This window comes from Pseudonocardia sp. TRM90224 (assembly GCF_021245725.1).
GTDB lineage: Bacteria > Actinomycetota > Actinomycetes > Mycobacteriales > Pseudonocardiaceae > Pseudonocardia.
Genome location: NZ_JAJGSX010000076.1, coordinates 1 through 26224 on the forward strand (window position 1 = coordinate 1; position 26224 = coordinate 26224).

Consider the following 26224-nt stretch of genomic DNA (forward strand, 5'->3'; position numbering starts at 1 on the left):
GAGCCCGGTGACGGGAGACTGTCACGCCGGGATCTGTGGGAGCCCGGAGGTGCAACCCCTCCGGGCCACCCAACCACCCATCCGTGTCACCGACACGCCGCGCTCACCCCGAGGCCGTCAGCCAGGTTGAAAAAGGCTCACTGGCCGGGCGTCGACGGCGGGCACGTGTTCTCCTTGGCGAGGGACCAGGCCCAGTTCGTACTTGTTCAAGGTGCGATTACGCCTCCGGCGAGTCAACACCCGAAGCGGACCGGTTACTGGAAGCATCAGCAGCCGAATCGGCTTGAGCGCCCGCCCTTCTTCGGTAGATCTTCAACGCAGAATCAAAGCCTTGGGTTGGGACAGTCGATCGACCACGTGGGCGGCGAGCGTGACATAGGAGTCTCGGGTATGTCCGAGCAGGCTTTCGAAGGTGATGAAGCCGCCGGCCGCGAGGTGTGGATCGTGCGGAATTTCGATCACCGCATGGGTGCGGGTCGCGAAGTAGTCACGGACGCGATCGGCGTCGACGTTGGTGTGGCGATCGCCGCTGAGCACGACGATCGCGTTGCGGCTCTGTTGGTCGTGGCCGTGGCGGTCGAGCCAGTCGAGAGTGAGACCGGCTCTGCTCGCGCCGTCAACGGTCATGGTGCCGACGACGACCAAGCAGTCGGCCAGTCGCAGTGCGGGTTCCATCGTGGGGTGGCTGATACCGGTTCCGGTGTCGGTGATCACGATGTTGATGAATCGGGCCAGTAGCTGCATGACGTGCTCGTAGTCGGTCGCGGTAAGCGCCTCGCTGGCTGCGGGGTCCTGTTCGGATGCAAGTACTTTGAGACGGCCGGCGAGCGACATGTAGGTGTCGAGTGTGGTGAGCGAGTCGACGGTGTCGATGTCGTTGATCAGGTCGCGGATCGTGCGGTGGGTGTGACCGGTCAGGCGGTCGGCGAGTGTTCCGGCGTCTGGATTCGCGTCGACGAGTCCCACCTGATCGCCTCGTATCTCGGCAAGCGCCGCACCGAGGCATGCCGAGGTTGTTGTCTTGCTGACGCCACCCTTGATGGAGATCACGGCGATGCGTCGAGAGCCGGTGAGCGGGCGGCGAATCCGCGCGCAGAGTTGGGCACGTTCCACCTCAGCTCGGCTGAGGCCGGGATTGAGAAGTCCTCCGGTGCAGGTGTAGAGCATTCTGCGCCAGCCGTCCCGGGGACGGTTGTCGCGATGCTGGGTGAGGTTGTCATGAGTGAGCTCGGTCCGTGAGGACGGAGCCTCACGTGCCATTGGGCGGTCTGCTGCCTCGGGTGGGACCGGTCTGGGCTCCCAGGGATCGTCAACGATGTGGGTGTCGGGCTCGTCGTCAGCAGGCGGCCCACCGGCCAATCGATCAGCTGGCTCTGGGGCTGGGCCAACGTTGAGGTCCGAATCGCGTTCCGGTAGCTCGAGCCGCGGTCGTGGCCAGGCCGAGGACGGCCCTACAGGCATGTCCGGCCGAGACCACACGACGGCCCTATGCGCCGAGCGATCTGTCTCGCCGTCCTGGTTGAAGCTGTCAGGGACGTTGCCGCGGAAGTCAGTACTCGCAGGGTGGTTGCCGTCGGAGTCGAAGTCGTCCCACGGCTGCCGAAACAGCATTGAGGCGTCGGTCGAAAATCGACCGTCGAGTGATTGGCGGATGGTCATCGTGACCTCCTCGGCAGGATTGCGATCGGTTGGTCCATGGCGCGCCGCGGTGACCGCCGGTATAGCAATGAGGTACTCGTCGCCCGTCGAAGGTTCGAGCCGGACTGCGACTGCGCACGCCTCACGTCAGAGGCCGGCTGTCGCGGGGCTGTACGCGTCGCCGCTGTGGATAACTGACAGGGCATAGATGATCACCTGCCCGGCCGCGCGAGGTGCCTCGCCCTTGTCGATGTTGGACTGCACGTAGCTGCCGGTCTTGAAGTACCAGCCCTCACCAGACAGCGGTATTTCCGCTTTGGAGGTGCCGTTGTAGGTGATCCAGACGCCGCCCTGGGCGGCGACGATCTGCAGGTCGAATGGTGTGCCCAGAAGGTAGGCGGGGTCGAGTAGTACCTCGCCGGCGCCGTTGTCGTACTCGGCGAACAGCCGCGCCCCTTCGAGTCGAACGGCGACCACATCATCGTTCCCGTCATGGATCTGCGCCGAGACAACATGCGGTTTCACCTGCGGGGTTTGAGTGATGGCTTGGCGCACGGTCAGCGTGTGGGTGCCGGCGGCGCTGGACCACGCGGCCTTCTCGGTGCCCGCCTTCTCGGTGCCGCCCTTCTCGGTGCTGGTCATCCCAGTGCGGGTCATCTCGCGCAGCTCGCTGCGGGGGTAGGCGCTGTTCTCGGTGGTCACCCCGCCGGCTGTCGCGGTGAACACGACCCCGTCTCCGGCGTCGGTGACGTGGAAGGCGTCGTCGCTGTAGCGGTTGAGGTCGGGTTGGAGAATGTCGACCGGGTCGCCGGCTGAGCCACTCGGCAAGGTGAGCGACCAATTGGCAAGATCGAGAACCTCGCCGGGTGAGCGGGATGGCGACGGCGCAGTAGGTGCCGTAGATGCGGGTTCCCTTCGCGGTATCGGCTCGCCGACCCGTCCTGACGGTGGGCTGCTGGGCGGACTGGGGTCGCGCCGCGGCGCAGACTCCGTGGTGGGCGGCATGCTGAGATAGTGCAGTGCCGTGGCGACGTTGCTGATGATGTCCACACCCGATGGCGCGTCCTCGGGTGGGCTGTTGCCTTCGCCGAAGGCGTTGCCTGCGATCGTGCTGCTGCTGAAGTCACCTGCGGTGAAGGTGATGCCGCCGCGGTCGTTACCGCCGATTTCGTTATCGGTCACGGTGATGTTGGAGAAGCTGCCGCTGGACTCGGTCCAGAAGTCGATCCCGGCGCCGGCGTTGTTGCGGATGCGGTTGCGGGCGATCGTGATGTTGCTGGTGCGGCGGGCCTCGGCGAGGTCTTCGACGGCGAGCCCGATCCCGGCTTTGCTCGGCTCAGTCGAGCCCCACACGTCGTTGTCGTGGACGGTGACGTCGGTGACGGAGTCGAGGTAGATGTTGGGTCCGCGGTTGCCCCACACCTGGTTGTGATGGATCGCCCCGTTGCGGTCGCCGTACTTGGCGTCGATCCCTTCCTCGCCGTTGTCGTGCACCTGATTGTTGAGGATCTCGACGGTGTCGGTGCCGGTGATGGAGATGGCTTCGTGGGAGGCGCTGGTGCCGTCGGTGTTGTTGCCGTGCACGTTGCAGCCATCGACGATGATGTGGGAGGAGTCGAGGAAGACGATCCCGCCGTTGCGGGAGTCAGCGACCTCGCAGTCCTGCAGCACGACGTGGTCTGCGCCCGAGGCGTAGATCCCGTGTGACTCGGATCCGGTGACGGCTACGCCGATGACCTTGATGAACTGCGGACCGTCGAGCAGTAGAAGGCCTTGCTCGCCTCCGCCGCTGCTGATGGTCACCTTCTCGCCGGCGCGTGCCTGGTAGGTCACCCAGGCGCCGGCGACACCGTTGGCCGGTACGAAGGAGGCGTAGTCGCCGCCGGCGATCTCCACGGTGTCGCCGGGCTGGGCCACGTCGGCGGCGGCTTGGATCGACGGGTACTCGCCTGCGCCGACGGCCAGAGTGCGTCCGGTTCGCGTCGAGGTTGTGTCGATACCCATCTCGAGCGTCGCAGAGCCCTTCCCAAGCACCCCGTGGGCCGCCGCCGGCGGCGACGCGGCAGCACAGGCGGTGGGTGGGTCAGCGTCAGGGGTGATCTGGAGCTTCTCGAGGCCATCACGAAGGCGCAGCGCGCGTGCGTCGTCCTGTCGGTCGAGTTTGCCGGCGAGCGCGACCGCGGAGGGATACCACGGGCACAGTGCATCTGGAGCTGCGTTCGGACTCGCGCTCGGACCTGCGGCCAGTGCGTGCTGCGAGGGAAATGTGGTGAGGGTCGCGGCGATGGCGATGCTGGCGCCGATGGTTGTCGCGGTCCGGGTAGGCGATCTCATTGGTCAAGCCCGAGCTTCTGCGAGCACGCTGGCCATGAGCCATAGCCACCGCGAGCGTCGCGGAGCTTGGTGGCGACCTCGATCTGCTGTTCCTTCGTCGCGCCGTCCGCGGTGGGGGCGTAGGCAGCACCGCCGTAGGCGCGCCATGTGGCGGCGTCGAACTGGAGGCCGCCGTAGTAGCCGTTGCCGGAATCTATGGACCAGTCGCCGCTGCTCTCACACGCCGCTAGCTGATGCCACACGCCGGCGTCGTTGCCGGACGCTTCGGGCCCTTCCGTGGTGGTGGTTGACTCGGTCGGGGGAAGCCCCGAGTCAGAAGTCCCTGACTCGGGCCCCGACTGCTGTTCGAGCGCGCCGTCGCTGGAATCGTTGCGAGTGCTTTCGCTGCCAGGCTCATCGGTCTCGTTCTCGTCCCGCCCGCTGGCGTGGTCGTGGTTGCCAAAGTGGTCGTCGAGCCCGCCGTCGTCGAACCTGTCGTCGGACCCGTTGTCGAACTGGGTGTCGAACCTGCTGTCACGTCCGCGGTTGCGGTCGTTGTTGCTGGTGTCGTTCTGGGCGTCCATGAACGGGTCTCTGGTGCTGGCTGTCTGAGGTGCCGACGCTCTGTCGGAGGTGGGAGGAAAGCCTGCCTCTACCAGCACGTCGGCGACTGCGCGTGCGGTGGGGTCGCCATCGATGTAGGAGACCACCATGTCGCTCAGGGCCTGCGCATCCGCTTCCCATGACGTCTCACGCGCAGCGGTCGGGGCGCTGGTGCACGTCGCCGACGCCGCCGTGGGGGTTTCCGGCATCGCGGTTGTTGAGGACGGGAGGTTCAGCGGAGCCGGAGCATCAGCGGGATCAGCGGGATCGGTACGTCTCGGGGCGGGGGTGTGATTGTCCGGCGCCTGCTCCGGGGCGGCACCCGACTCGCGTGCCGTGTCGTTCTCGGGCGCGGCGGCGAGTTTGGACGCGAGTTCGGATGCTGCCGGATCGTCGGTCGTCGAGAGGAGCTGCGCGAGCCCCGAGACTCGGTCCGCCCAACCGGCGAGTTTGGCCCTGTCGGATTCGCCTGGGTCGGATTCGCCCTGTTCGGTGGAGCCGTGGGGCGCTGCCGACGCGGGCTCTGCCAACGCGGGCACTGCCTCGTCACCGCATGTCAGGGCTGGATCTGCATTGTCGACTTCGGTGCTGTCGGTCGTGGGAGTTGAAGCGCCCGGCGGCTGCGTCGAGGACGGTGTGGCGAGTGGTTGCGCAGTTGCGGGATGCGTGGACGTCGCGGCGACGGGCTGGCCGCGGTTCGCGGCATCGGTCGCCGGGATCGTCGCGGCAGGTGTGGTGGTTGCTGCGGCGGTCGAATGTGTGCTGGTCGGATCGTCGGGGCCGCGATGGAGATCTGCCGGGGTGGGGGAGAAGCCGCTGCCGGCGAGGATCACGGCGACGCGCATTGCTGAGGGATCGGCGGGTGCAACGATCAGCAGGATGTCGGCTACGTCGTGGGCCTGTTGACGCCAACCGGATGCTATGGCGGGTGTGAACCCGATGGAACGCAGCCGTCGACTGAGGGCGGCTGCGTCCTGATCGGTGTCGAATGTGTTCAGCAGGGCGACGAGCCGTCGAGCGGCGTGCACGTGGTTGGCGTCGGTGGAGGGTCCCGGGGTGTGTGTCGTTGCGGAGCAGGATTCTGCGGTGGCAGGGCGCCAGGCGGCGAGGCTGGGCGGCGAGGCGATCGTTGCGGCGGCCGCGACAGCCGCCAGGCTGATGGTGAGTGCAGACATGGGAGGGCTCCTGTTCAGGAGTGCATGAGCGCTGTGCGGGGGGCGGCTACGTCGTCCGCGTCCTGGTCGCTGAAGGCGATGCGCTGAAGTCGATGGCGATGTGCCCGTCGCGGTTGCGCGTGACGGGGACGGACAGCCGCACCCATTCGCTGTCGAGGGCTTCCCAGCCCAGTGCTGTGGGTGGGGGTGCGGCAGCCGGGATTGCTCCCGGGCAGACCACCGTGTGGGTTGGTGGCGGGGCTGGTCGGAACGCTGCGATCCGGCGGTAGGGCACGACACGGATGCGCAGGTCGACGGCTACGTTGGCGTCGGTCGTTCGCCGGCAGCTGCCGACGATGACAATCTCTGCGCGCTGCCGGCCGACGCCGTTCCAGCCCAGCGTGCCTAGGGTCAGGTCGGGGCGATACCGCGCGAGGACGGCTGCGCGACGCTGTGGATCGTCCTCGGACCAACTCATCATGTCCGCGGCGAACGCGCTGGCCAGCGCCGCTGCGTCGGCGTCGGAGACGGGTGCCTCGTGGGGCAACGCAGATGATTCGGGTCGAGCGTGGCGCCCACCTGCACTCGACGGGCGTAGCTGGACGACCTCAGCGTGGCGCTGCGCCGCTGCTGCTGACTTTTTCCCGCTACGGCGGATCGGTGCGTCACTGATGCTGTGAGGAAGACCGTGGACGACGGCTCCCGCGTACCAGGATGTCGGCTCCGCGCACTGAGCGGACGCGGCGTCCTGCCGTGCCGTTGCGGCGCCGCGATGAGTAGTGGCGCCGGGATGAGTCAGGAGCGGGAAGGCTAATGGCTCCTGCGCCGCGGCCAGGCGATCTATGCTCGCGGCGTCGTGTCGACCGTCGTGGTCACCCCGGTCTTCACCCTGTTCGTTACCCGGACAGTCGCGCCAGCTCGCATGCGCTGGTGCCTGGTCGTTCCAGATCTCATCTCGGAAATCGTGTTCGCCTGCGTGGCGTCCGAGGGCGTCACCCCCGAGGCGACCAGCGGGCGCGGTGGGGGAGCGGAGTCGAGCGTCCCTGACTGATTGTGCGCTGGCCTCGAGGTCGGCGTTCGCGTCGAGCTCATCCTCGGTTCCTGAATCGAACGGCGCTCGCTCGAGCTGGCGGGCGTGCGGTCGGCGTTGCGTTGACGTGGGTGTGTATCGGATCGGAGCTTCAGCGGTCAGCGCCAGTGCGGTCTGATGCGAGATGGGTTGTTCGGCATCGGCGCGACGTGCAGATCGACGACGACTGAACACAGCCGCGTCAGGAGTGGCTGCGTGGAGCATGGCAGCGTCGAACCCGGGTTTCGCTGGAGTGGAGCGGGGCATGGTGGGAGGTCCTTTTCGGAGCCTCTCCGGGATGTCGGCCCGGAGCTGACACAAGTCCGTCGTGACGGCGTGGTGATCAGCTGTCGGTAACCAGGGCCCCTTCCTCGCCTCGCGTAGTTGCCGGTGCCCCACCGGCCGAGTTCCTGGTATAGCAGCTCAGGATACAACCTGTAAATCTGCCAGCAGAGAAACACGCCATCTACTCTGCTGGTGTCACCGTGATGGTGGGAGGCTCAGGCGACCTCCACTTGTCAATCTCTCATTGACGCCGGCGTCTCGCCAACGGCGCATTGACTGCCATCGGCTGGTCAGTTCCGGCGAAGATGTGCCGACACACCGCCCGAGCGCGGGCCGGGCGGGAGGCTCGATCCGGCGCGCTTTGGGGCCTCATGTGATGTGCGGGCGTCAGCGAGGTTCGGTGCTGCAACCGCACGTTCGCGTGCAGGTTATGGCCGTCGCCAACGCACTGTTCGCGCCAGGCGGGCTTCGGTCATGGCTCGTGACGTGCTGCTGGCGGCCAGCCCTCTTGGTGACGGGCGCCGAAGTCGTGTCGGGTCAGTGTGGTTGAGGGTGGAGGGCTGGCGGTGTGGACGTTGGGTCAGTCTGTGCTGGTTGTGCGTCGTTTCCGCCTGGCTGGTGGGCGGGTTCGTTCCTCCAGGCTGTTGAGCTCGGAGACGATGGCGCCGATCGAGCGACGGGCTTCAGGTCCGAGTTTCATCAGGCCGGTCACGATGGGGAGCACGTCGGGGTCGCGCATTGCCGCGAGAAGGACGAGGTCGTCTTTGCTGACGTCGTCGTAGCCGGGAAACAGTCGCCCGGCGGGGATGCGAAAGAACTTGATCAGTGCCAGCAGGCGGTCGTAGGTGGGGTTGAGCGGTCGAGAGCCGGTCACGAGCTGGTTGACGTACTGCGGCGAGAACGGGGTGCCCTGCTTGGCAAGTCCGTCGACGAGCTCCTTCTCGGTGTACGGGGCGCGGCCAGCGGGGTGTTCCATCAGGTGGCGGATCCGGTCCGCGAGCGTCTCCTCGGCCACGGCGGCGCCTCTCTTCTCTGCTGGTGTAGTCGAAGCAGTCAACCGCATCTCAGACCTGCCGGCTGCGCGGCACGCCGCACGGCAGCGGCACGACATGGCCTCTCAAGCTATAACTGCAGCTCAGAGTCTCGCGGCCGACCTGCCTGCCGTTGTCATCCGCTCCTCGATGACGTCTCTGCCTGACGCCTCAGCGGGCGGATCGGTGTCGATCCGCCGTTCGAGCGCCTCCCTCTAACGAGATCTCATCCGCTGGAGGAGTTGACATGTAGAGAATCTGCTAGCAGAGTAATCCTGCAGATTCTCTGCTGAAGAGATTCTCTCTTTGAAGGTGCGTCGCCATCGACGACGCGCGCTGGAGCACGACGCGTCGACCCTCCGACGCGCGCGGCAGGAGCGTCGATTTCGCCTGGCACCTGCCGCGTGGGGGTCGTCGTTCAGGACCACCGGTGACGCCCCCGCCGCCTGAACGACGACCCCATCCCACCGCCGACGAGGCGCAGAAGGCACCGCGCGAAGAAGACGCGAAGAAGGCGCAGAAGAAAGGTGTACCCGCGATGCCACGCAGCCTCGAGCCCACCTTCACCGTGGTGGCACAGCTGCTCACCTCGACCGACGTCCGCGACTGGCTGGTCGACAACACGGTCGTTGTGGTCTTGGTCGTCACGGTGTTGGCAATGCTGATCGCAGCGCATCAAGGCAACGCCAACAGAGTTACGACCGTCGGCGGCCTGATCGTCGTGCCGGTCGCTGTCCTCGCCTTCGCTGTCGTCCCGGACGCTCCCGCTCACGCGGGCCGTTTCGTGGCTGGGCTGTTCGGGCTGGGTGGATGATCATGCTGTCGCGTTCTGACGACGAGCTGTACTCGGTACAAGGCCGCTACCTTGGCCCGCCGGGCCGAACGCTGCTGTGGCAGGCCCGCTACATCGCCTACGTGATCTGGGCCGGCTACGCGTTCGTCTTCGTGGTTGTTCGCCAGCAGCTCAGCCTGCTACCCGGGCTCGCCGGCTACGCCGTGGTCGCGCTGGCAGCTGTCATCGCCACGGTCGCCACGATGCGCCACGTCAGCGTGGAGCGCCCACCCAGCGCAGTGCTCGCGATGTTCCTCGCCGAGCTGCGCACTCCGCGCCACACCCCACCACCATCACCGACCGTGGCGGTGTCGGACCCACGCAACGTTGCGGTCCATCTGTCTGTGCCCCACCTGCCTGCGCCCCAAGTGTCTGGATCCCGTCTGTCTGAATCCCGCCTGTCTGGGCCCGATCTGTCTGGGTTCTGGGAGCGATGATGAGCCGAGCATGGGCGGCGCCGCGGCAGCTGCACCACTTCGACCTCTGCGCCAGGTCACAGCCGCCTGACGTGGTTGCGGAATCCGGACCAGCCGTCGACCCGCGCCGGTTTCGCTCCACGGGGCGATCGAGGCCACCTACCGGTGGTGCGCCCGAGGTGGCGGAGTACGCGCCTCGGCTTGCGCTGCGGGCCATCACCGGCCACCTCGCACACACCAGGCGCGGCACCACCGCCTGGTATCGGCTCGCGCCGCGGCCGTGGTCGATGCGCGCTGACCAGGACCGGGAAGCCATGATGAGCTCGATCGGGTTGGCGCTGGCACAGCTGCCCGACCGGTGGCTGCACTGGCGGGTCAGTTGGCGGCCCTACCCCGCCGCGCAGTGGGCTCGCCGCCACGATGAATGGGCCACCCCGCTACCGGATCAACCCGCTGCGACCAGCTGGGAACAGCACCTCGTCGGACAGCAGCAGCGCGCCCTGACCTCACCGAAAGCGATCAAGGACGTCTACCTCGGCGTCGAGATCAACCGCGGCCGGGCGTGGATCAGTGCTCTGGCCGATCAGATGACCAGCCGAGGCGGCGATCGCGGGCGCGGGCGGTGGTCTGGCCGCCGGTCGGGTCGTTGGCCGGGATTGCAGGGTGTGTGGGGCAGGTTCGTCGACGGCGAGCTCGACGCGCTGGATGACGAGATCCGCGCGGTCGACACGGTTCTGAGTGGCGCGTTGGGCGGTGAGCCGATCTCCGCGCCGGACATGCTGCAACTGCTCTACCGATCGTGCGCGCTCGGCCTACCCGCGGAGACGGTGATGCCGGCAGCGCCCACGACCGACTGGGAAACCAGCGACCTGGCCGCGGTCGACCAGCTCGCCCGCTGGACCGCCGACCCGTATGCCCCGGTCGTGCAGGTCAGCGGCACCGCAGCCGGGCAGCGCGTCACCCGTCACGTCCTGATCGCCTCCCTCGGGCGGATGGGGGAGATCGACGTGCCCGGTGTTGATCTGCCCTGGATGACCGTCCCGGACCGGCTCGCCGCACCCATCGAATGGTCCGCGCGGATGCGGGTGCTGCCCGACGAGCACGCCAGCCGCAGCCTGCGCCACGTCGCCGCCCGGGTCGAAGCCCAGCAACGCCACTACGAACACGACCACGGCCTGCACGCACCACCGGACCTCGCCCGTCGCATCGAGCTGGCCGCGCAGGTCCGCGACGAGCTCGACACCGACCACACCGGACTGTCCGCCCGCTGCGAGGGGTGGTGGCGGCTGGCCATCCCCGCCACCACTGAACGCGCAGCACTCGAGACGTTCGACCAGGTCCGCCACCTGTACCACCCGAAGATCGCTGTCGAGCGCTGCGAAGCGCAGTACCAGCTGGCGCGCGAATTCATCCCCGGCGAGCCCCTGGCCACCACTGCCTACCGGCGCCGGATGAGCGTGCGCCACGCCGCGATGGCCGTCCCCATGACTGCTGAGCTCATCGGCGACGACCACGGCCCACTCGTGTTCACCTCCAGCGCGACCGGCCGCCCGATCGCCTGGGATCCCTGGCACGACATGGACACCCGGCAGGTATCCGGCCTGACCCCGATCATCGGCACCCTCGGAAGCGGGAAGACCTTCCTGATGGGCACCCTCGCCGCCCAGGCGGTGCGATCTGCGGGCGCCTACGTGACGCTGCTCGATCCGTCCGGGCCGCTCATCCGCCTCACCGAGCTCCCCGAACTGCGTGGCCACGCCCGCGCCGTCTCACTGCTCGACGCCCCCGCCGGCACCCTCAACCCCTTCACGATGATCACTGACCCGCAGCGGCGCACCTACCGCGACGACCCCAGCGGCGACACCGCCTATCGACGCGACCTCGACACCACCCAAGCGCAGCGCGCTGCGCTGGTCATCAGCGTGCTCACCCAACTGTTGCCCGCAGCGATCCGACGCGACGGCCAGGTCCAGCAGCTGCTGCTGCACGCGGTCAACCAGATTGGACACGGCCCCGATCACGACCTGACCGAAGTTCTCAGCGCGCTGCGCTACACCAGCGGCGGCGGTGATCGGCTCGCCAGCTCACTCGGCCCGATCCTGTCCACCTCCGGACCAGCCCGCCTTTTGCTCGGCACCCCTGAGCAGGAGATCTGGTCGGCCGGCACCGACCGGCTGCTGGTGCTGTCCACCCGCGGCCTTACCCCGCCCCGCGAAGACGTCGACCAGCAGGACTGGAGCCTGGACGAGCAGCTGTCGCTACCACTGCTGCACCTGGCCGCGTGGCTGGCCTACCGCCGCGTCTACGAACTCCCGCGGGCCGCACCGAAGCTGATGGGCTTCGACGAGCTGCGCTGGCTGTCGATGACCAGCACCGGCAGAACGCTGATCACCCAGTTCGCCCGCGACAACCGCAAGTACCGCGCCCGCGTCCTCATCGCCGGACAACTCGCCTCCGACGTGCTCAAACTCGGCGGCGACAAATCCGGCGACAAATCCGGCGACGAATCCGGCCTGGCCGCGTTGTGCCACGACGTGTTCGTCGGGCGCACCACCGACGAAGCAGCCCAAGCCGACGCGCTGCGGCTGCTGCGCATCCCCACCGGCATCGGATACGAGGCCCACCTCGGCGAACTATCCGCCACCACTCACCCCACGGCTGGGCTCGCCGCCGATGCACCGCGGGAATTCGTCTGGCGCAGCGGCGAGGCCTGCGAGGGCGTCCAGCTCGACGTCACCGGTGACCACTTCGACGGGCTGCGCCAGGCCCTCGACACCAACGCCGCACGAGCAGGCGACTGACGATGACCCGCCACCACAAGCCCCCGTCCACACGGTCGTCCTCGCGCGTGCACCACCGCGGCAGTCGGCGTCTGGCGCGAACGCTTCTCCTGCTCGCGGTGGTCGGGATATTCACCCTCACCGGAGCGGGCAGCGCTGCCGCATGGCCGTTCAACGACTGCAAATCACCACCACTGCCCACCACCCCAGACGTCGGCATGTCCGGCTCCATTGACCCGAACTCCATCAATCCCGGCATCGACTCCGGCATCAACTCCGACGCCACCGCCACCGCCGTGCCGACAGGCACACGCGCGCCCGCCCAGGGTTCCGGGGCCGCGGAACGTGACCCTTACAGCACGACCGGATACGGCGGGCTCTACTGGACGACCTACGACGTCGGTTGCGTGGACGCGACTCCCGACCCGGGCGCGAGCATCGACACAACGCTGGGCAACCTCATCTTCGGTGCCGCGAAGGCCCTGTTCGCCTTGCACATGGCGATGACCAACCTCGGCCAAGACACCACCAGCACCCCCACTGGTATCGCCACCAGTACCGCGACCAGCGGCTCGGTCACTGCCGTCGACGAGATTGTTGCCGAGGCCGCGACCCGATCCGGCCGCGCCCTCTACGAGGCGGTGTTCTCCCCGTGGGCCGGTGCCGCACTCGTCATCGCCGCCGCGGCCCTGCTGATGGCCGCCCGCAGAGGCGACACCGGCACCGTCCTCACCCGCACCATCTTGATCCTGCTCGCGGTCACCGTCAGTGCGCTGAGCTTCGGCTCCGGCGGACAGATGTCGCGTGAGCTCAGCGGCACCATCCGCGCGGCCATGGACGACGTGGCCAGCACCGTTGCGAGCACCGCGTTTCCCGACCGCGACCAGGCCCACGGTGTCGGTGTCGGTGTCGAGTTGCGCAGCGTCGTGTTCCGTGAGTTGTTGTGGAAGGCGTGGGCGGTCGGTCAGGTCGGCGATATCAGCGGCCCGGGCGAGGAGCTTGCATGGGCGCTGTACCAACAGCAAGCCCTCACCAGAGACGAAGCCGAACGCATCCGCACCGCCTCGAAAGACGAGCAAATTGCCCTATTCCAGCAGAAAGGCGCCGAATGGCAGAAGATCGCAGACGGTGCACCGCCGGCGGCATACCGGGCGATCCAAGGCAAGGCCCACAACCGTGTAGGCGCTGCGGTCATGGTTCTGCTGAAGATCATTCCAGTCAGTCTTCTGCAGATCTTCGGCCTGCTGGTCATGTTCGCGATGTATGCGGTTCTCGCTCTCCTGCCGATCGGGGCGCCGCTACTAGGTCTGGTGGGGATCGTGTTCCCGAACGCCCCGGAGAAGACTGTCAGGGTTCTCGGCGCTGTCATTGTCGGCGGCGTCACCGCCGGTATCTGCACCCTCGTGCACACGCTTATCCTGCTTCACCTCGCCCACGGCGACCTCAACTCCTGGGCGACCATCCTGTGGATCTGGATGACCACAGCAGTTCTGTTTGCCCTGCTCAAACCTGTCGCTTCGCTGACCGCGATCCTCGGTTCCCTCCGCACAACCCACGGCCGTCCCGCGGTCCGCGGCGGACGTCGAGGACGGCGACCGGGCACCCGGCGCTGCGCCGAGCAACGCAACCACCGCCGAACCGCACAGAACACCAGTGATTCCCAGCGTTGCCGCCGCCCCGATGCCGGCAACAGCCCAGGCCACGGCACGACCTACAACGGCAGCCGCAATGCAGGGCCGGACGGCTACTCGGTCGATAGCGACGACCAGCCACAACTCCGCTCGAACGTCGACGTCGGCAGCCGTGTCCACGCCGCAGAGATCTGGCGCCTCGACGCCGAGCGAACAGGCGGCGCCGCGGCCGCAGGGCCGGTCACAGCCGCCGCAGCGTGCGCCAGTAGCCGTCTTCGCCTCCTCCCCGACGATGTCGATCGGGCCGACGAACGCGTCTGGGCGCAGCCGAACGCAGCAGCGTCTGCCGATGCATATCGAGCCGCTCCCCGCCGCGTCTCGACCGATGCTCACGCCCGACAGGACGTCGCATCGTGGATGCCTGCGGGCGATGCGGTTCGTCGCCCACCCTCGTCGGTCCGCGTCCGGTTGCCCTCAGCGCAGCACCGCGACAACCCTGACGCCGCATGCTGCACTGCGAGCCACACCGGGCTCTACCGGCCAGCACGGCGACACCAACTGGGGCCAGCGGCTATCACCGCGCTGGTGCGGCGCCGTGAGCCGCTGCGGAGGCCACGGTGAAGCGACCCATTCTGCGATGGCTGCTCTGGTCCCCGCGTCGCCTGCTGATGCTCATCGCCGCAGCAGCGCTGATCCCGGTCCTGGCCACCCAGCTCGTGGCCGGTATCTGCTGGCTCGCCACCGCCGGCTCGCCGTCGGCGCCCGAAGCGGTGAGCGACCTCGGGCCGCCCGCCCCTGCGATGACGCTCGGTGCCGAGGTGGTTCCGGTTGCGGTGGTTCCGGTTGTGGCGGCGCCTCCCGATGCGCCCTCGTTCGGTTCGCCGCGTGTCGTGGCCATGAAGGTCGCGCGGCTCTGGATCGACACCACGGTGGACCGGCAGACCTGGCTGCGCCGCCTGCAACCTCTGTGCACACCGGAGTACGGGCTCGTTGTCCTCCCACAGATCGATCCACCCGCCGTGCCCACCGCCGTGCCCACCGCCGCGGTCAGCGACGCTGTTGAGCTGGTACGCGTCGCTGACCGCAGCGTCGATGCCGACGTCGATCTCGGCGACGGCACCGCGATCACTATCGCGCTCGTCGACATCACCGGCACCGGTATGTGGCGCGTCAACTCCGTCCAACTCAGCAGGCCGTAACCATGTCACCAGCCATGTCACCAGCCATGTCTCCAGTCCTCTCGCCGGTCATGCCGGGCGCAGCGGATCTCGACGTCGCCGCCCGGCCGCGGAGGCGCCTGGCCTGGGCGTTGCTGTTGGTTGCGCTCGCTGCGCTGTTCAGCGTTACCGGACTGGTCACGGTGGTCGTCACGGTCGCGGCTTACCCGAGCAGCCGTAGCGGCTGCATCGACACCGTTTCCCCAACACCGCAGGTCACCGGCAGAAGTCGCTCAGTGCCGAGCTGGGACGCCGATCAACAGGCCAACGCCCAGATCATCGCAGCAGTCGGGCGCCAGCTTGGGGCGCCGCAGCGGGCGATCTGGATCGGGCTGGCCACGGCGATGCAGGAATCCGTGCTGCGCAACCTCGACCACGGTCACGCCGACTCCGTCGGGCTCTTCCAACAACGGCCCTCCCAAGGCTGGGGGACCGTTGCCCAGCTGACCGATCCCGCGCACGCCGCGCACAAGTTCTTCATCCGCCTGCTCGCCATCCCGGGGTGGGATGGCATGCCGCTGACCCAGGCCGCCCAGAAAGTGCAGCGCTCTGCCTTCCCCGAGGCCTACGCCCAGTGGGAACAACCTGCCGCTGACCTGCTGGCCCAGATCGGCGGCACCGCAGCAACCGGGCAGGTCTGCCGCCCGAGCAGCCAGCCGAGCGGCCAGCCGAGCGGCGCCGCCGCAACCGCGATCAAGTTCGCCCGAGCTCAGCTCGGCAAGCCCTACGACTGGGGTGCCACCGGCCCGGACACGTTCGACTGCTCCGGCCTGATCATGCGTTCCTGGCAGGCCGCCGGTGTGCAGCTCCCGCGGGTGTCCCGTGCCCAGACCACCGCCGGCCAACGACTCCCGCTGGACCAAGTCCAGCCTGGTGACCTGGTCTTCTGGTCGACCACCGGCCGAGCAGACGACACCTACCACGTCGCGATGTACCTGGGCGACGGCCAGATCATCGAGGCAGCAACAACCGGTGTACCGGTCCGCGAGCGAGCGCTGTCGCTCACCGAGCACGAGCTGCTGCCCTTCGCCCTCCGCCCCACAACGCCAGGGAGCGCCTGATGCCGCAGCACGAACAATCACGACAGCCCGGCCGGACACACCGCCAGCCGGCATGCCGCGACCTGGCGAGCAGTCAGCGCTTCGAGCTTGACGATCCGCCCGCGCTGCCTGGGCATCAGGTTGTGAGGACGTGGGCTGCCGGGCTGCTGGGCGGGCTGGTGCTGGTGACGCTGACGGCGTGCTCGAATGCGCCGCCTCCGGTCGAGGGGGCGTCGGGTCCCGCCTCCACGACAACCTCAGCTCCGGGTCCACGCCAAGTCGCGGAGGTAGAGGCGGTCACGGCGTACCGGGCGATGTGGGACGCATTCGCTGTTGCGGCACGCACCACCGATTGGGCGTCGCCCGAGCTCGCGCGTTACGCGACGGGTTTCGCTCTGCAGCAGATGAGGGACGGGCTGCAGGCCGACGAGGTACAGGGCGAGGTCAGCGTTGGCGAGTTCATCCTCAACCCGGTTGTCACGTCGGCACGTCCCGAGGAGGCGCCGACGGTGGTCCGGGTTCTGGATTGCGGTGACCAGAGCCGCTCGACCCGGATTCGTGTGGCCGACGGTGTCGCCCTGCCGAATGAGCTGAGACGGCACCGGATCGAGGCCGAGGTGAGGGTGGACAACCACGGAGTGTGGAAGGTTGACGACTTCCGCGTCCGCGAGCCGGGCTCATGTTGAGGCGGGCGGGCGTGCTCATCGTGGTCATCGCCGCGCTGGTGGTCAGCGCCTCCGGTGCTGCGCGCCAGCCACCCGAGCCGAGGCCTCCGGGAGGCGGATGGAACGGCGTGTCCTGCAGTAAACAGCCAGTCCAGGTGTGAGCTCAGCGTCGGGGCAACGCCAGAGCTGCCGGATGTCGACGTACCCGCGTCGCCGTCCGGTCCGGCGGCGCGCAGCCCGCGGTGCACCGACACGACGGAGGTGCGCGAAGAGATCCTGCTCGATTGGATCAAGCAGGGTCGTTTGAAGTCGGGGCAGGACCTTGTGCTGCGCACGTGTGTGCCGGGTGGGCAGCAGTGGGTCGCTGTGAACCCGAGGGAAGCCGGCGAAGCCGTGATGGCGGCGCCGGGTGCGCAGCCCGTCGCGGCGGTTGCACGGGACCAGTTGGTGCTTCCGAAGGTGGCGCTGCGGTTGTCACCGGTCGGGGAGCAGCTGGTCGGGCTACCGACCTGGTTGTGGATCGAGCCGGCGAGCTGGGCGCCGGTGTCGAAGACCGTGAGCGTCCCCGGAGCTGCGATCACGGCGACCGCAACACCACAGTCGGTGACCTGGGCAACCGGCGACGGGGCATCAGTGGTATGTCCGGGACCCGGCACGCCGTACTCCTCGACATCGCCGCCCGAGGCTGCTTCGCCGGACTGCGGCCACACGTACCGAGCCCTCTCACCACCAGGCGGATTCTCCCTAGCCGCGACGGTGACCTGGGACGTGCAGTGGGCAGGCGCTGGGAAGTCTGGCGTGTTCCCCGGCTTGGAGAGCACCGCAGCCGTGACAGTGACCGTCGTCGACGCACCAGCGGTCAACATCCGCCCGGCCGGCCCACGATGAGCACGCTGCGACGGCGCATCTCGCAGCGAGCCGGTGACATGGGAGGGGAGGAGCAGACGTGGTCGGCCGTGCCGCGCCCGCGCGGTGGCGCAGGCCGGCTGTCCCTACCGATGGCGGCGCTGGGCGTGTTGCTGGTCGCCGGATGCGCACTGGGCGCGCTAGTGATGTGGACCGGCGCCGGGCAGCGGGTCGACGTACTCGCGGCAGCCCGGGACATCACGGCCGGTCATGTACTCGAGCCAGCAGACCTGCGAACGGTGAGTGTGGCCGGTATCGACGAGGTCTCAGTTGTGCCCGCTTCACGCACATCGCAGCTGATCGGCCTTGCCGCGGCAGTGCCGGTGCCGGCAGGTGCACTGGTTCCGGCCGGGCTGGTTCGCCGCGATGGGCTGCTGCTGCCGCGGGGCGCGATTGTGATGTCGATTGCTGTGCAGGCAGGCGCTGTACCGCCGCAGGCCGGACCGGGATCAGCGGTGCGTGTGCTACCGATCCCGCCGTCGGCGACATCGCCCGGGCGCGTGCCCGGCCGCGGAGTGGACGCCGTGCTGCTGAGCGTTGCGCCGGCCTCGTCGACCGAGTCGCAGCTGGTGGTGTCGCTGCAACTAGCGGAAGCCGACGCGGCGGCGCTGGCCACGAGCGGGGATGTCGCGGTGGCGCTGTTGCCCGGCCCGCGGCAGTAGAAGGGCACGGGTCGATGTTGGTGGTGTTCGCGTCGCTGAAGGGGTCACCCGGGGTGAGCTGTCTCTCCACGGCGGTCGCAGCACGCCTGTCAGTGGCCAAGCCGGGCGCGCCGGGACTGGTGTCGCTGCTGGTGGAGGCGGATCCGGCCGGCGGGGTTGCCGCGGCACGAGCAGGTTTGGATCGAGGCGTCGGCCTGGTAAGCCTCGCTGCGGAGGTGCGTTCTGGCCGGCTGACTCGTGCGGTCGTGGCCCGGCACGTTCAGCAGCTGCCGTCCGGGGTGGCGGTGCTGACCGGTCCGGGTGGCGGGGACGAGGCGACCTCGACGGTGAATGTTCTGGCTGACGGGTTAGCCCGGTTCATCACAGCGGGTGCGAGGACCGGGCTGGCGGTCGTGGTGGATGTGGGCCGGTTGGGCGCGGACTCGGTGGCGTGGCCGCTGGTCGACGCTGCTGACGGAGTCATCCTGCTGATCACCCCGAATGTCGAGGGCGTGGAGCAGCTCGCGGCCTGGTTGCGGGTCCGTCCGTCCATGTCCGCCCGGGTCGCATTGGTGCTACGCGACGTACGAGGTCCGCAGTTCTCGGAGCGGGAGATCACCGACGAGCTGGGCACCGCGGTATTAACCCGCGTCCCCGACGACTGCGCGGCGGCGATCACCGCATACGGCGGCGAGCGACGTCGATCACGGCGCTCGCAATGGTGGAGCACCGTCGGCGTGATTGCCCACCAGATCGACCAACTCCAGCCCCGCGCAGGCAGAAACATACGCACTGCCGGCAACGCAGCTGCCCCTCCACTGTCGACCAGGCCCGGTTCGTGGACGGACACGACCTCATGAACCCACGGTGGGTACCGCCCCAACGCGACGGCCAACAGCGCAACGATCAGCGCAACCCTCAGCGCTGCGAACCCAACGACGCGCTGCCGCCGACTGCCCACGGTTCGGCGTTCGATGACGGCGATCCTGCGAACGGCAGGCGGACGGAGGGCGAGGCTGCCGATCCGACGGTGACGGCGGCGATCAAAGCTGACGTGGCGAGCCGGCTCGCCGAACAAGTCGCGGTAGAGGAAGCCCGCGCCGGCGCAGTGCTACCGGTCGAGCGCCGCAAAGAGATCGCGGACGAGCTGCTCACGGGTGCGTTGGAGCGGTGGGCTCGGCGGGAACTGTCGGCGGGCCGAGCGGTGTTGTCGGGGTCGGCGGAGGCCGCGCTCCGGCAAGCGGTGCTGGACGGGTTCTTCGGGCTGGGCGGGTTGCAGCCGCTATTGGATGACGCGTCGATCGAGAACATCAACATCAACGGCTGTGACGAGGTGTTCGTCCGCTACGCCGACGGCCGGCGGGCTCGGGTCGGTCCGGTCGCGGAGTCGGATGCGGAGTTGGTGGAGCTGGTCCGTCAGCTCGCGGCGCGTAGCGGGGTGCAGGAGCGGCGGTTTGATTTGGCGTCGCCGACGTTGAACCTGCAATTGCCGGATGGGTCGCGGTTGTTCGCGGTGATGGGGGTGTCGGCGCGGCCGGGGTTGTCGATCCGTCGCCACCGGTTCCGCCACGTCACGATGGAGGAGTTGGTGCGGATCGGCGTGATCGATGTGGTGTTGCGGGAGTTCCTCGCCGCCGCGGTGCGGGCGAACCGGAACATCATCATCGCCGGTGGGACCGGGGTCGGGAAGACGACGATGTTGATCGGGCTGGCCTCGGAGATCGATCCGGGGCAGCGGCTGGTCACGATCGAGGACGCGTTCGAGCTGGGCCTGGGATCGGATCGGGTGCGGCATCCGGATGTGGTGGCGTTCCAGGCGCGGGAACGCAACATCGAGGGCGAGGGTGAGATCACCCAGGCCGATCTGGTGCGGGCCGCTTTGCGGATGTCGCCGGACCGGGTCATCGTCGGCGAGATCCGCGGCCCGGAGGTGGTGGCGGTCTGCAACGTGATGTCGCAAGGCAACGACGGGTCGATGGCCACGATCCACGCATCGTCGGCGCGTGGGGTGTTCCCGAAGATGGCCGCCTACGCTGCCCAAGGCGCTGAACGGCTGTCGGTTGAGGCGACCGCGCTGCTGGTGGCGTCCGCGGTGCATCTGGTCGTGCATCTGGACTGGGCGAGCGATCGGCGGCGGGTGGTGTCCTCGATCCGTGAGGTGATCGACGCCGACGGAACCACGGTGGTGTCCAATGAGGTGTTCGCCGCCGGCCCGGATCGCCGCGCCCGCCCAGCAGCGCCGGCCCGGGCGGAGACGGTGGATCGGCTGGTCGAGGCCGGGTTCGACCCGGACCTGCTCACCTACCCCGCCGTCCGCGGGGGGATGTCGTGACCGGCCCGGCGGCGTGGATGGCGTTGGCCGGTGGCGGGCTGGGCCTGGGACTCACATTGATCATCGCCGGTTCGGTCCGCACCGAACGACATGCCATCTCCCGGCGCCTGGCAGACCGGTCGAGCATTTTCGCTGCCGGTCGCAGCGGCCCGTCGGCCGGCTCGTCGGGCGGCACGGCCTCAGGGCTGGTGCGGTGGCGTCGGGTCTCGCTGGGGGTGGTGGCGGCGGTGGGTGCGGTCGCGGTGACGGGGTGGCCGGTCGCTGCGGGGATGGCGGTGGCGGGGGTGTGGTGGTTGCCGCGGGTGTTGGGGCCGGATCGGGAGCTGGGGGCGGCGGTGGCGCGGATCGAGGCGGTCGCCGGGTGGGCCGAGCAGTTGCGTGACACCCTCGCCGCGGCGGCCGGGCTGGAGCAGGCGATCACTGCTACCGCGGCGACCGCGCCGCTGGTGGTGCGCCCCGCTGTTGCTGCTGTGGCCGCGCGGATCAAGGCCGGGGAGCGGTTGCCGGTGGCGCTGCGGCAGGCCGCGCAGGAGATCGCGGACCCGACCGGTGACCTGGTGATCGCTGCGTTGACGTTGGCGTCGCAGCAGCAGGCCCGCCAGCTCGGTGACCTGTTGGCGGCGCTTGCCGCCGCTGCACGGGAGGTCGCGGCCGGTCGGATGCGCACCGCGGTCGCGCGAGCCCGGGTTCGCACCTCGGTCCGGGTGATCGTCGGCGCCACCCTGGCCTTCAGCAGCGGGCTGGTGCTGCTCAACAGCCCCTACCTGACCCCATACGGGACCCTCGAGGGTCAGATCGTGTTGGTCGGGGTGGCGGGGATGTTCGCGCTCGCCTTCGGGTGGCTCGCCCACATCGGCCGACCCGAACCCACCATACGGCTGATCGCCCCACCGACTGACGACACGCCATGAAACACCTCGAGCACGCGAGGATCGTCGGAGGCCACGGCACTGAGCACGCAGCCGAAGCATGGGCGGTCGGCGGGATCAGTCCGGCTGTGCTGACGGCACTTGCCGGCGCCGGGGTCGGGATCGGGCTGTGCCTGATCGTTCTCGGCGCGCGGACACGTCGCCCGAAGCTGGCGACCCTGCTCGCCGTCGCCGACCCCACCAACCATCGCCCGGCCGAGCATCTTGACAGCGGATGGGACGGCTACAGCGGGTGGGTGCTGCGGCTCGGGCTTCCGGCGGCGCGAGCGATGCTCCGCCGTGGTCTGCCTACCGCCAACATCGCCGCTGATCTTCGGGTCGCCGAACGGCCCCCGGTGGTGCACCTGGCCACGACAACCGTGCTCGGTTTGGCCGGCCTGGTGATACCGGCGCTGATCGCGGTACCGCTTGCGGTCGCCGGCGCGGGAGCGCTGCCGCTGTGGGTGTGTGTCGGGATGGCGGTGCTTGGGTTCCTGGCACCGGATGTCCAGGTTCGGCAGGTGGCGCGGCGTCGCCGGGTTGAGTTTCGCCGTGCGATCGGCACCGTGGTCGATTTGACCGCGATCGCGCTCGCCGGCGGCGCCGGGGTCGAACAGGCCCTCACCGATGCCGCGGCGATCGGGACCGGCTGGGCCCACGACAAGATCCGCACCGCGCTCGACGCCGCGGCGGTGACCCGCAGCGACCCCTGGGCCGTTCTGGGCCGCCTCGGCGTCGACCTCGGCGTTGATGAACTGTCCGAACTGGCCGCGACCTTGCTGCTCGCCGGCACCGAAGGTGCCCGAGTCCGCGCCAGCCTCACCACGAAAGCCGCCTCGCTGCGTGCGCATCACCAAACCGACGACGAAGCCGCCGCTGGGGCCGCGACCGAACGGATGAGCCTGCCGATCATCGTGCTGTTCGCCGCCTACCTCGTCTTCATCGGCTACCCCGCGCTCACCCACGTGCTCAACAGCCTCTGACAGCCCGCCCGACCGGCACGCGAAGACAACAACCGGAGGACCGCCATGCACCGCCACCGACCGACCGGTAGCGCGCCGACAACCCTTGCCGTCGCTAAGAGCGCACCGCACAGCAGCGCTAGATGTCGACCCACGTCGTCGCTGCCGCGTCCCGGTGGAGGGCCTCGCATCGCTCGCACGTCCGCTGTGCTGGCCGATGCGATTCGTGGCGTGACCAACCTGGTCCTGGCCGTGCCGATCGTCACGGTCTTACTTGCCCGAATCGAGGACGGTCGGCGGCGCATGCGGGAAGAACCCGAGGCCGGCTACTCCACCGAAACCGTCCTGGTCACCGCCCTGCTCGTCGTGCTCGCCCTCACCGTCATCGCCATCATCACCGCGAAGATCGTCGAACGAGCACACCGCATCACCCTCGACTGACCACTCGCACCCACTCCAAGCCGCTGGCACCCCCTGCAACGACCGGGGAAGGACCGATCATGCGGATAGCGCGAAAACACAACGGCCTGCCATCCGCCCCGACTGTGCACCGGCACAGGGACGGCGCCGGCCACGTGGCCGCGAGGCGGACGTCTCGCGGCAGCTGTTGGCCCCCCGGCTCGTCGTCGAGCAACTCTGCGCGATGCTCTGACATCTCGATCGCCGGTGGTGCCGGCAGGGACGACGGCTCGGTGAGCGCCGAGCTCGTAGTGGTGGCCCCGCTGCTGTTGCTGCTGTTGTTGTCCGCCGTTCAAGCCGGCGTGTGGTGGCACGGCGTGCACATCGCGGAATCGATCGCCGTGCACGCCATCGCCGCGGTCCGCGTCGACGACGGCACGCCAGCGGCCGGCCAGGCTGCCGGGGAGCGGGTGCGCACACAGCTGGCCGGTCAGCTGCTGCGCAACGTGCGCATCGACATCACCCGCAACGCGGAAAGCGCCCGGGTCGAGATCACCGCGACCGCGATGCAGGTCGTGCCCGGTCTCGACCTCCCAATCCAGGTCGCCGCAACCGGCGCGACCGAGCCGAACCGATGAACACCACCACCGCCTCACACCAACGGCGCACCGACTACCCCGCCGACGCTGCGGGGGAGGAGGGGTCGGTAGCAACCGAACTGGTGCTGGTGAGCCCGTTGCTGCTGCTCGTCATCGCGCTGATCGTCCTGGCCGGCCGGTTAACCGACCTGCGCCTGCAGGTCGAGTCCGCCGCCCACCAGGCCGCCCGCGCCGCGTCCGCGCAGCCCGCACCAGACACCGCCACCGCAGCGGCAACCCGAATCACCGCCGAGTTGGGATCGCACTGCGCTGATCCCACCGCCGACGTCGACATCACCGGCTGGGCGCCTGGTGGATCCGTCACCGTCACCGTGACCTGCGTTGCTGACGTTGCCGACCTCACCCTGCTCCCGATCGGCGGTCGCGTGCCGGTCACCGCCACCTTCACCTCACCCATCGACCGATTTGGTGTCACCGCGCCATGAACCACCGCGCCATGAACCACTGCGCTATGAACCACAACCAACCTCCTCGCCAGCGGCAACAGCGCCGCCGCTGGGCATGTCTTGCCGCAGCTCGCCGAGCCGGGTGGGAACCAGACGAAGGCCGGGTTACGGCGTTCGTGGTGGTCGCGGTCGCCGGGATGGTGCTGGTCGCCGGGCTCGTCCTCGACGGCGGCAACGCCCTCGCAGCCCGGTCACGCGCGATCGGGATCGCGGAAGAAGCGGCGCGCAGCGCCTGCCAGCAACTCGACCTCGCCGCCTACCGCGCCGGTGGCGTCCTGCGGCTCGACCCACCCGCCGCCGAACACGCCGCACGCACCTATCTGGCCACCGCCGGGGCCACCGGCACGGTCACCGTCACCGCCGAGAACGTCACCGTCACCGCCACCCTCACCACCAGCCCGCAACTCCTCGACGTCATCGGCATCGCCCCCTTCCCCGTCACCGGCACCGGCGCCGCACGACCCGCCGCACCCGACTAAGTCACCACCGCGCTGCTGCAGCCCAAGCTGCTGGCTCCCCGCTCCGGTGGGTCTGCAGATCGCGATCGACGTCCCGAGAGGAACTGCGGACCGATGAACCGGACATCGAGCCACCCCGGCAACCAGACCTCGACCGGGCGCACCTTCCTGGCCGGGTTCGGTGCCGCGGTGATTCTTGGATTCGCCCTGGTCGCGCCGCCGTGCCTGCTGGGACGCACGGTCGGGTGGCCACTGCCCACCCAGCTGCCCACACCTGCCGAGGTTGTCGCGGTCCTCACCCAGGTGCCGACCACCCGGTTCCTGATCGTCGTGCTCGCGTGCGTGTGCTGGCTGGCATGGGCCGCATTCGTCCTCGACGTGCTCGCCGCGACCATCGCCGCCATCCGCGACCTCCGAGACTTGCTCTGGGACGGGACACCCACCCGAGCGGCCCGACCGCGGCGCACCATACGGCCAGGTGCCGCGCTCGTCGGCCTCGTCGTGCTCGCGTTGCTGGTCAGCTCACGAACGACACCCACCACCGCACGCCCACCAACCCCGACAGCCACGGTCCAGCTCTTCACTGCCGCCGCTCACCCCGACCCGGACTCCAGCACCGGTGATGGCGATGGCGATGGCGATGGCGATGGAACGGTTGCAGTGCGGCCACCTGCCGCCGGCGTTCATGACTCGCTGTGGCGGATCGCGCAACGCGAACTCGGCAACGGCAACCGCTGGCCCGAGCTGTTCACCCTCAACAAGAACCAGCCACAACCCGACGGGCGCACCCTCATCCGACCGGAACTGATCCACCCCGGCTGGCAGATCCAGCTCCCCACCAGCACAACCGATCCACACCAGGGCGACAGCTCGCCCGCCGGCGCCCAACCAGCGGGACCCGAGGTCGACAGCCCTGCCCTCCCGGAGGCGGACGGCCACGCGGCTCCGGCACCTGAACTCGCAGAACCCTCCACGGCACCGCCGATGACAACGCCACCGCTCCAGCCGCCCTCGTCATCACCTGAAGTTGTCGACAGCGAGGAGAACTGGATAGAACTTGGCCCCAGCGTCGCCATCGGATCCGGGCTCGCAGCCACCATCACCGCCGTCGTGATCGCCGCACGCCGCCGCTCCCACCGCAATGCCAGGGATGCCCGAAACGGCGAACCCCGGCTCGGACCTGTCATCCGCGAAATCTCGACACACTTCACCCTCACCGAAGCGACGGAGCCTCGAGAACCGCTCGACGAGGACGACCAGGACGACGACAGGGACCTGGCCTGGATCGACCTCGACGCGTCCCCTCCTCAGCAGCACCCATCGCTGGAACTCGCGTCCGAGGCGGAGAGTCGACCCGAGCATGGAAGCGACTCGTGGACGCTGCTGCTCGACGACGCCCAGCGCCTTGGACCGCTGGGGGTCGTCGGCCCCGGCGCTCCCAGTGCCCTCCGCGCGCTCCTCATCGACGCCGCCCTACGCCCGCCCGGCGACCGACCCGACACTCCGGATCAGATCGTCCTCACCGTCACCGACGGTGCGGCCGCCACTCTCGGCGTTCCCGCATCAGCGCTCACCCGGACGGCACCGGGAGCCGCACGCGTCAATCCGGCACCTCAGACCAGCAACGCCGAACCGGCCGATGACGAGGGGGCCGAGGGACTGCAGGTCAGAATCCTCCTGGCCGATGACGGAGATGAAGCCGACGTCGTGAACGACGAGAGCACTGCGGTACTCGTCCTCGGGCCGACGGTGAACGGCAGAATGAGGTGCTACGAAGATCTCGGACCCGGATCCCATAGGATCTAGTCCGGAAGGTGATGCAGGAATGGCAAGGAAATA

Annotated in this window: 23 protein-coding genes; 18 read left to right on the top strand and 5 right to left on the bottom strand. The window is 68.8% G+C overall.

Annotated elements, in window-relative coordinates:
- Positions 1 to 312: 312 nt before the first annotated feature.
- From LL648_RS42220 to LL648_RS42235, 4 genes are all read right to left on the bottom strand, one after another.
- Positions 313 to 1659: a MinD/ParA family ATP-binding protein gene (locus LL648_RS42220; RefSeq protein ID WP_232668617.1), complete on the bottom strand. Its 1347-nt coding sequence runs from the start codon at positions 1657 to 1659 to the stop codon at positions 313 to 315.
- 126 nt (positions 1660 to 1785) lie between these two features.
- A complete protein-coding gene (locus LL648_RS42225; RefSeq protein WP_232668618.1) occupies positions 1786 to 3972 on the bottom strand; it encodes a polysaccharide lyase family 7 protein in 2187 nt (728 codons plus the stop codon).
- Positions 3969 to 5729: a transglycosylase family protein gene (locus tag LL648_RS42230; protein ID WP_232668619.1), complete on the bottom strand. Its 1761-nt coding sequence runs from the start codon at positions 5727 to 5729 to the stop codon at positions 3969 to 3971. Before LL648_RS42230 ends, LL648_RS42225 begins: the two co-directional genes overlap by 4 nt.
- 46 nt (positions 5730 to 5775) lie before the next feature.
- Positions 5776 to 6255: a hypothetical protein gene (locus LL648_RS42235; RefSeq protein ID WP_232668620.1), complete on the bottom strand. Its 480-nt coding sequence runs from the start codon at positions 6253 to 6255 to the stop codon at positions 5776 to 5778.
- 309 nt (positions 6256 to 6564) lie between these two features.
- Between LL648_RS42235 and LL648_RS42240 the strand changes: the two genes are divergently transcribed.
- On the top strand, positions 6565 to 6759 hold the full coding sequence (locus LL648_RS42240; RefSeq protein ID WP_232668621.1) for a hypothetical protein: 195 nt from the start codon (positions 6565 to 6567) through the stop codon (positions 6757 to 6759).
- Positions 6760 to 7642: 883 nt separating this feature from the next.
- Here LL648_RS42240 and LL648_RS42245 read toward each other — a convergent pair.
- On the bottom strand, positions 7643 to 8077 hold the full coding sequence (locus LL648_RS42245; RefSeq protein WP_232668622.1) for a hypothetical protein: 435 nt from the start codon (positions 8075 to 8077) through the stop codon (positions 7643 to 7645).
- A gap of 446 nt (positions 8078 to 8523) precedes the next feature.
- On the opposite strand from LL648_RS42245, the gene LL648_RS42250 reads away from it, so the two are divergent.
- From LL648_RS42250 to LL648_RS42330, 17 genes are all read left to right on the top strand, one after another.
- Complete coding sequence (locus tag LL648_RS42250; protein ID WP_232668623.1) at positions 8524 to 8907, top strand: hypothetical protein; 384 nt, start codon at positions 8524 to 8526, stop codon at positions 8905 to 8907.
- A complete protein-coding gene (locus LL648_RS42255) occupies positions 8904 to 9362 on the top strand; it encodes a hypothetical protein (protein WP_232668624.1) in 459 nt (152 codons plus the stop codon). The genes LL648_RS42250 and LL648_RS42255 overlap by 4 nt, the downstream gene beginning before the upstream one ends.
- A gap of 158 nt (positions 9363 to 9520) precedes the next feature.
- A complete protein-coding gene (locus LL648_RS45635; protein ID WP_232668625.1) occupies positions 9521 to 12142 on the top strand; it encodes an ATP-binding protein in 2622 nt (873 codons plus the stop codon).
- A gap of 98 nt (positions 12143 to 12240) precedes the next feature.
- Positions 12241 to 14373 (top strand): hypothetical protein, encoded by a 2133-nt coding sequence (locus LL648_RS42265; protein ID WP_232668626.1) that lies wholly within the window; start codon positions 12241 to 12243, stop codon positions 14371 to 14373.
- Positions 14370 to 14951 carry a hypothetical protein gene (locus tag LL648_RS42270; protein ID WP_232668627.1) on the top strand — a complete coding sequence of 194 codons (582 nt, stop codon included), beginning with the start codon at positions 14370 to 14372 and terminating at the stop codon, positions 14949 to 14951. Before LL648_RS42265 ends, LL648_RS42270 begins: the two co-directional genes overlap by 4 nt.
- A gap of 50 nt (positions 14952 to 15001) precedes the next feature.
- Complete coding sequence (locus LL648_RS42275) at positions 15002 to 16030, top strand: C40 family peptidase (RefSeq protein WP_232668628.1); 1029 nt, start codon at positions 15002 to 15004, stop codon at positions 16028 to 16030.
- Positions 16030 to 16695: a hypothetical protein gene (locus LL648_RS42280; protein WP_232668629.1), complete on the top strand. Its 666-nt coding sequence runs from the start codon at positions 16030 to 16032 to the stop codon at positions 16693 to 16695. Before LL648_RS42275 ends, LL648_RS42280 begins: the two co-directional genes overlap by 1 nt.
- Positions 16696 to 17558: 863 nt before the next feature.
- The gene (locus LL648_RS42285) at positions 17559 to 18242 is read left to right on the top strand and encodes an SAF domain-containing protein (protein ID WP_232668630.1); all 684 of its coding nucleotides are present in this window, start codon (positions 17559 to 17561) and stop codon (positions 18240 to 18242) included.
- 14 nt (positions 18243 to 18256) lie between these two features.
- The gene (locus LL648_RS42290) at positions 18257 to 19081 is read left to right on the top strand and encodes a hypothetical protein (RefSeq protein ID WP_232668631.1); all 825 of its coding nucleotides are present in this window, start codon (positions 18257 to 18259) and stop codon (positions 19079 to 19081) included.
- Positions 19060 to 20553: a CpaF family protein gene (locus LL648_RS42295; protein ID WP_232668632.1), complete on the top strand. Its 1494-nt coding sequence runs from the start codon at positions 19060 to 19062 to the stop codon at positions 20551 to 20553. Before LL648_RS42290 ends, LL648_RS42295 begins: the two co-directional genes overlap by 22 nt.
- Positions 20550 to 21464, top strand: a complete 915-nt coding sequence (locus tag LL648_RS42300; RefSeq protein ID WP_232668633.1) for a type II secretion system F family protein — start codon at positions 20550 to 20552, stop codon at positions 21462 to 21464. The genes LL648_RS42295 and LL648_RS42300 overlap by 4 nt, the downstream gene beginning before the upstream one ends.
- Positions 21461 to 22444, top strand: coding sequence for a type II secretion system F family protein (locus LL648_RS42305; protein ID WP_232668634.1), 984 nt, complete (start codon positions 21461 to 21463; stop codon positions 22442 to 22444). Before LL648_RS42300 ends, LL648_RS42305 begins: the two co-directional genes overlap by 4 nt.
- Before the next feature lie 210 nt (positions 22445 to 22654).
- Positions 22655 to 22864, top strand: a complete 210-nt coding sequence (locus LL648_RS42310) for a hypothetical protein (RefSeq protein WP_232668635.1) — start codon at positions 22655 to 22657, stop codon at positions 22862 to 22864.
- 251 nt (positions 22865 to 23115) lie between these two features.
- Positions 23116 to 23460: a TadE/TadG family type IV pilus assembly protein gene (locus LL648_RS45640; RefSeq protein WP_232668636.1), complete on the top strand. Its 345-nt coding sequence runs from the start codon at positions 23116 to 23118 to the stop codon at positions 23458 to 23460.
- A complete protein-coding gene (locus LL648_RS42320; RefSeq protein WP_305080828.1) occupies positions 23457 to 23906 on the top strand; it encodes a TadE/TadG family type IV pilus assembly protein in 450 nt (149 codons plus the stop codon). The genes LL648_RS45640 and LL648_RS42320 overlap by 4 nt, the downstream gene beginning before the upstream one ends.
- 140 nt (positions 23907 to 24046) lie before the next feature.
- On the top strand, positions 24047 to 24406 hold the full coding sequence (locus LL648_RS44750; protein ID WP_308190461.1) for a hypothetical protein: 360 nt from the start codon (positions 24047 to 24049) through the stop codon (positions 24404 to 24406).
- Between the two features lie 93 nt (positions 24407 to 24499).
- Positions 24500 to 26191 carry a hypothetical protein gene (locus LL648_RS42330; protein WP_232668638.1) on the top strand — a complete coding sequence of 564 codons (1692 nt, stop codon included), beginning with the start codon at positions 24500 to 24502 and terminating at the stop codon, positions 26189 to 26191.
- Positions 26192 to 26224 lie beyond the last annotated feature (33 nt).

Coding starts and splice junctions, on each gene's coding strand:
- LL648_RS42220 (WP_232668617.1), bottom strand. CDS start 1,659: ATGACCATCCGCCAATCACTCGACGGTCGATTTTCGACCGACGCCTCA.
- LL648_RS42225 (WP_232668618.1), bottom strand. CDS start 3,972: ATGAGATCGCCTACCCGGACCGCGACAACCATCGGCGCCAGCATCGCC.
- LL648_RS42230 (WP_232668619.1), bottom strand. CDS start 5,729: ATGTCTGCACTCACCATCAGCCTGGCGGCTGTCGCGGCCGCCGCAACG.
- LL648_RS42255 (WP_232668624.1), top strand. CDS start 8,904: ATGATCATGCTGTCGCGTTCTGACGACGAGCTGTACTCGGTACAAGGC.
- LL648_RS42275 (WP_232668628.1), top strand. CDS start 15,002: ATGCCGGGCGCAGCGGATCTCGACGTCGCCGCCCGGCCGCGGAGGCGC.
- LL648_RS42280 (WP_232668629.1), top strand. CDS start 16,030: ATGCCGCAGCACGAACAATCACGACAGCCCGGCCGGACACACCGCCAG.
- LL648_RS42285 (WP_232668630.1), top strand. CDS start 17,559: ATGAGCACGCTGCGACGGCGCATCTCGCAGCGAGCCGGTGACATGGGA.
- LL648_RS42290 (WP_232668631.1), top strand. CDS start 18,257: ATGTTGGTGGTGTTCGCGTCGCTGAAGGGGTCACCCGGGGTGAGCTGT.
- LL648_RS42305 (WP_232668634.1), top strand. CDS start 21,461: ATGAAACACCTCGAGCACGCGAGGATCGTCGGAGGCCACGGCACTGAG.
- LL648_RS42320 (WP_305080828.1), top strand. CDS start 23,457: ATGAACACCACCACCGCCTCACACCAACGGCGCACCGACTACCCCGCC.
- LL648_RS42330 (WP_232668638.1), top strand. CDS start 24,500: ATGAACCGGACATCGAGCCACCCCGGCAACCAGACCTCGACCGGGCGC.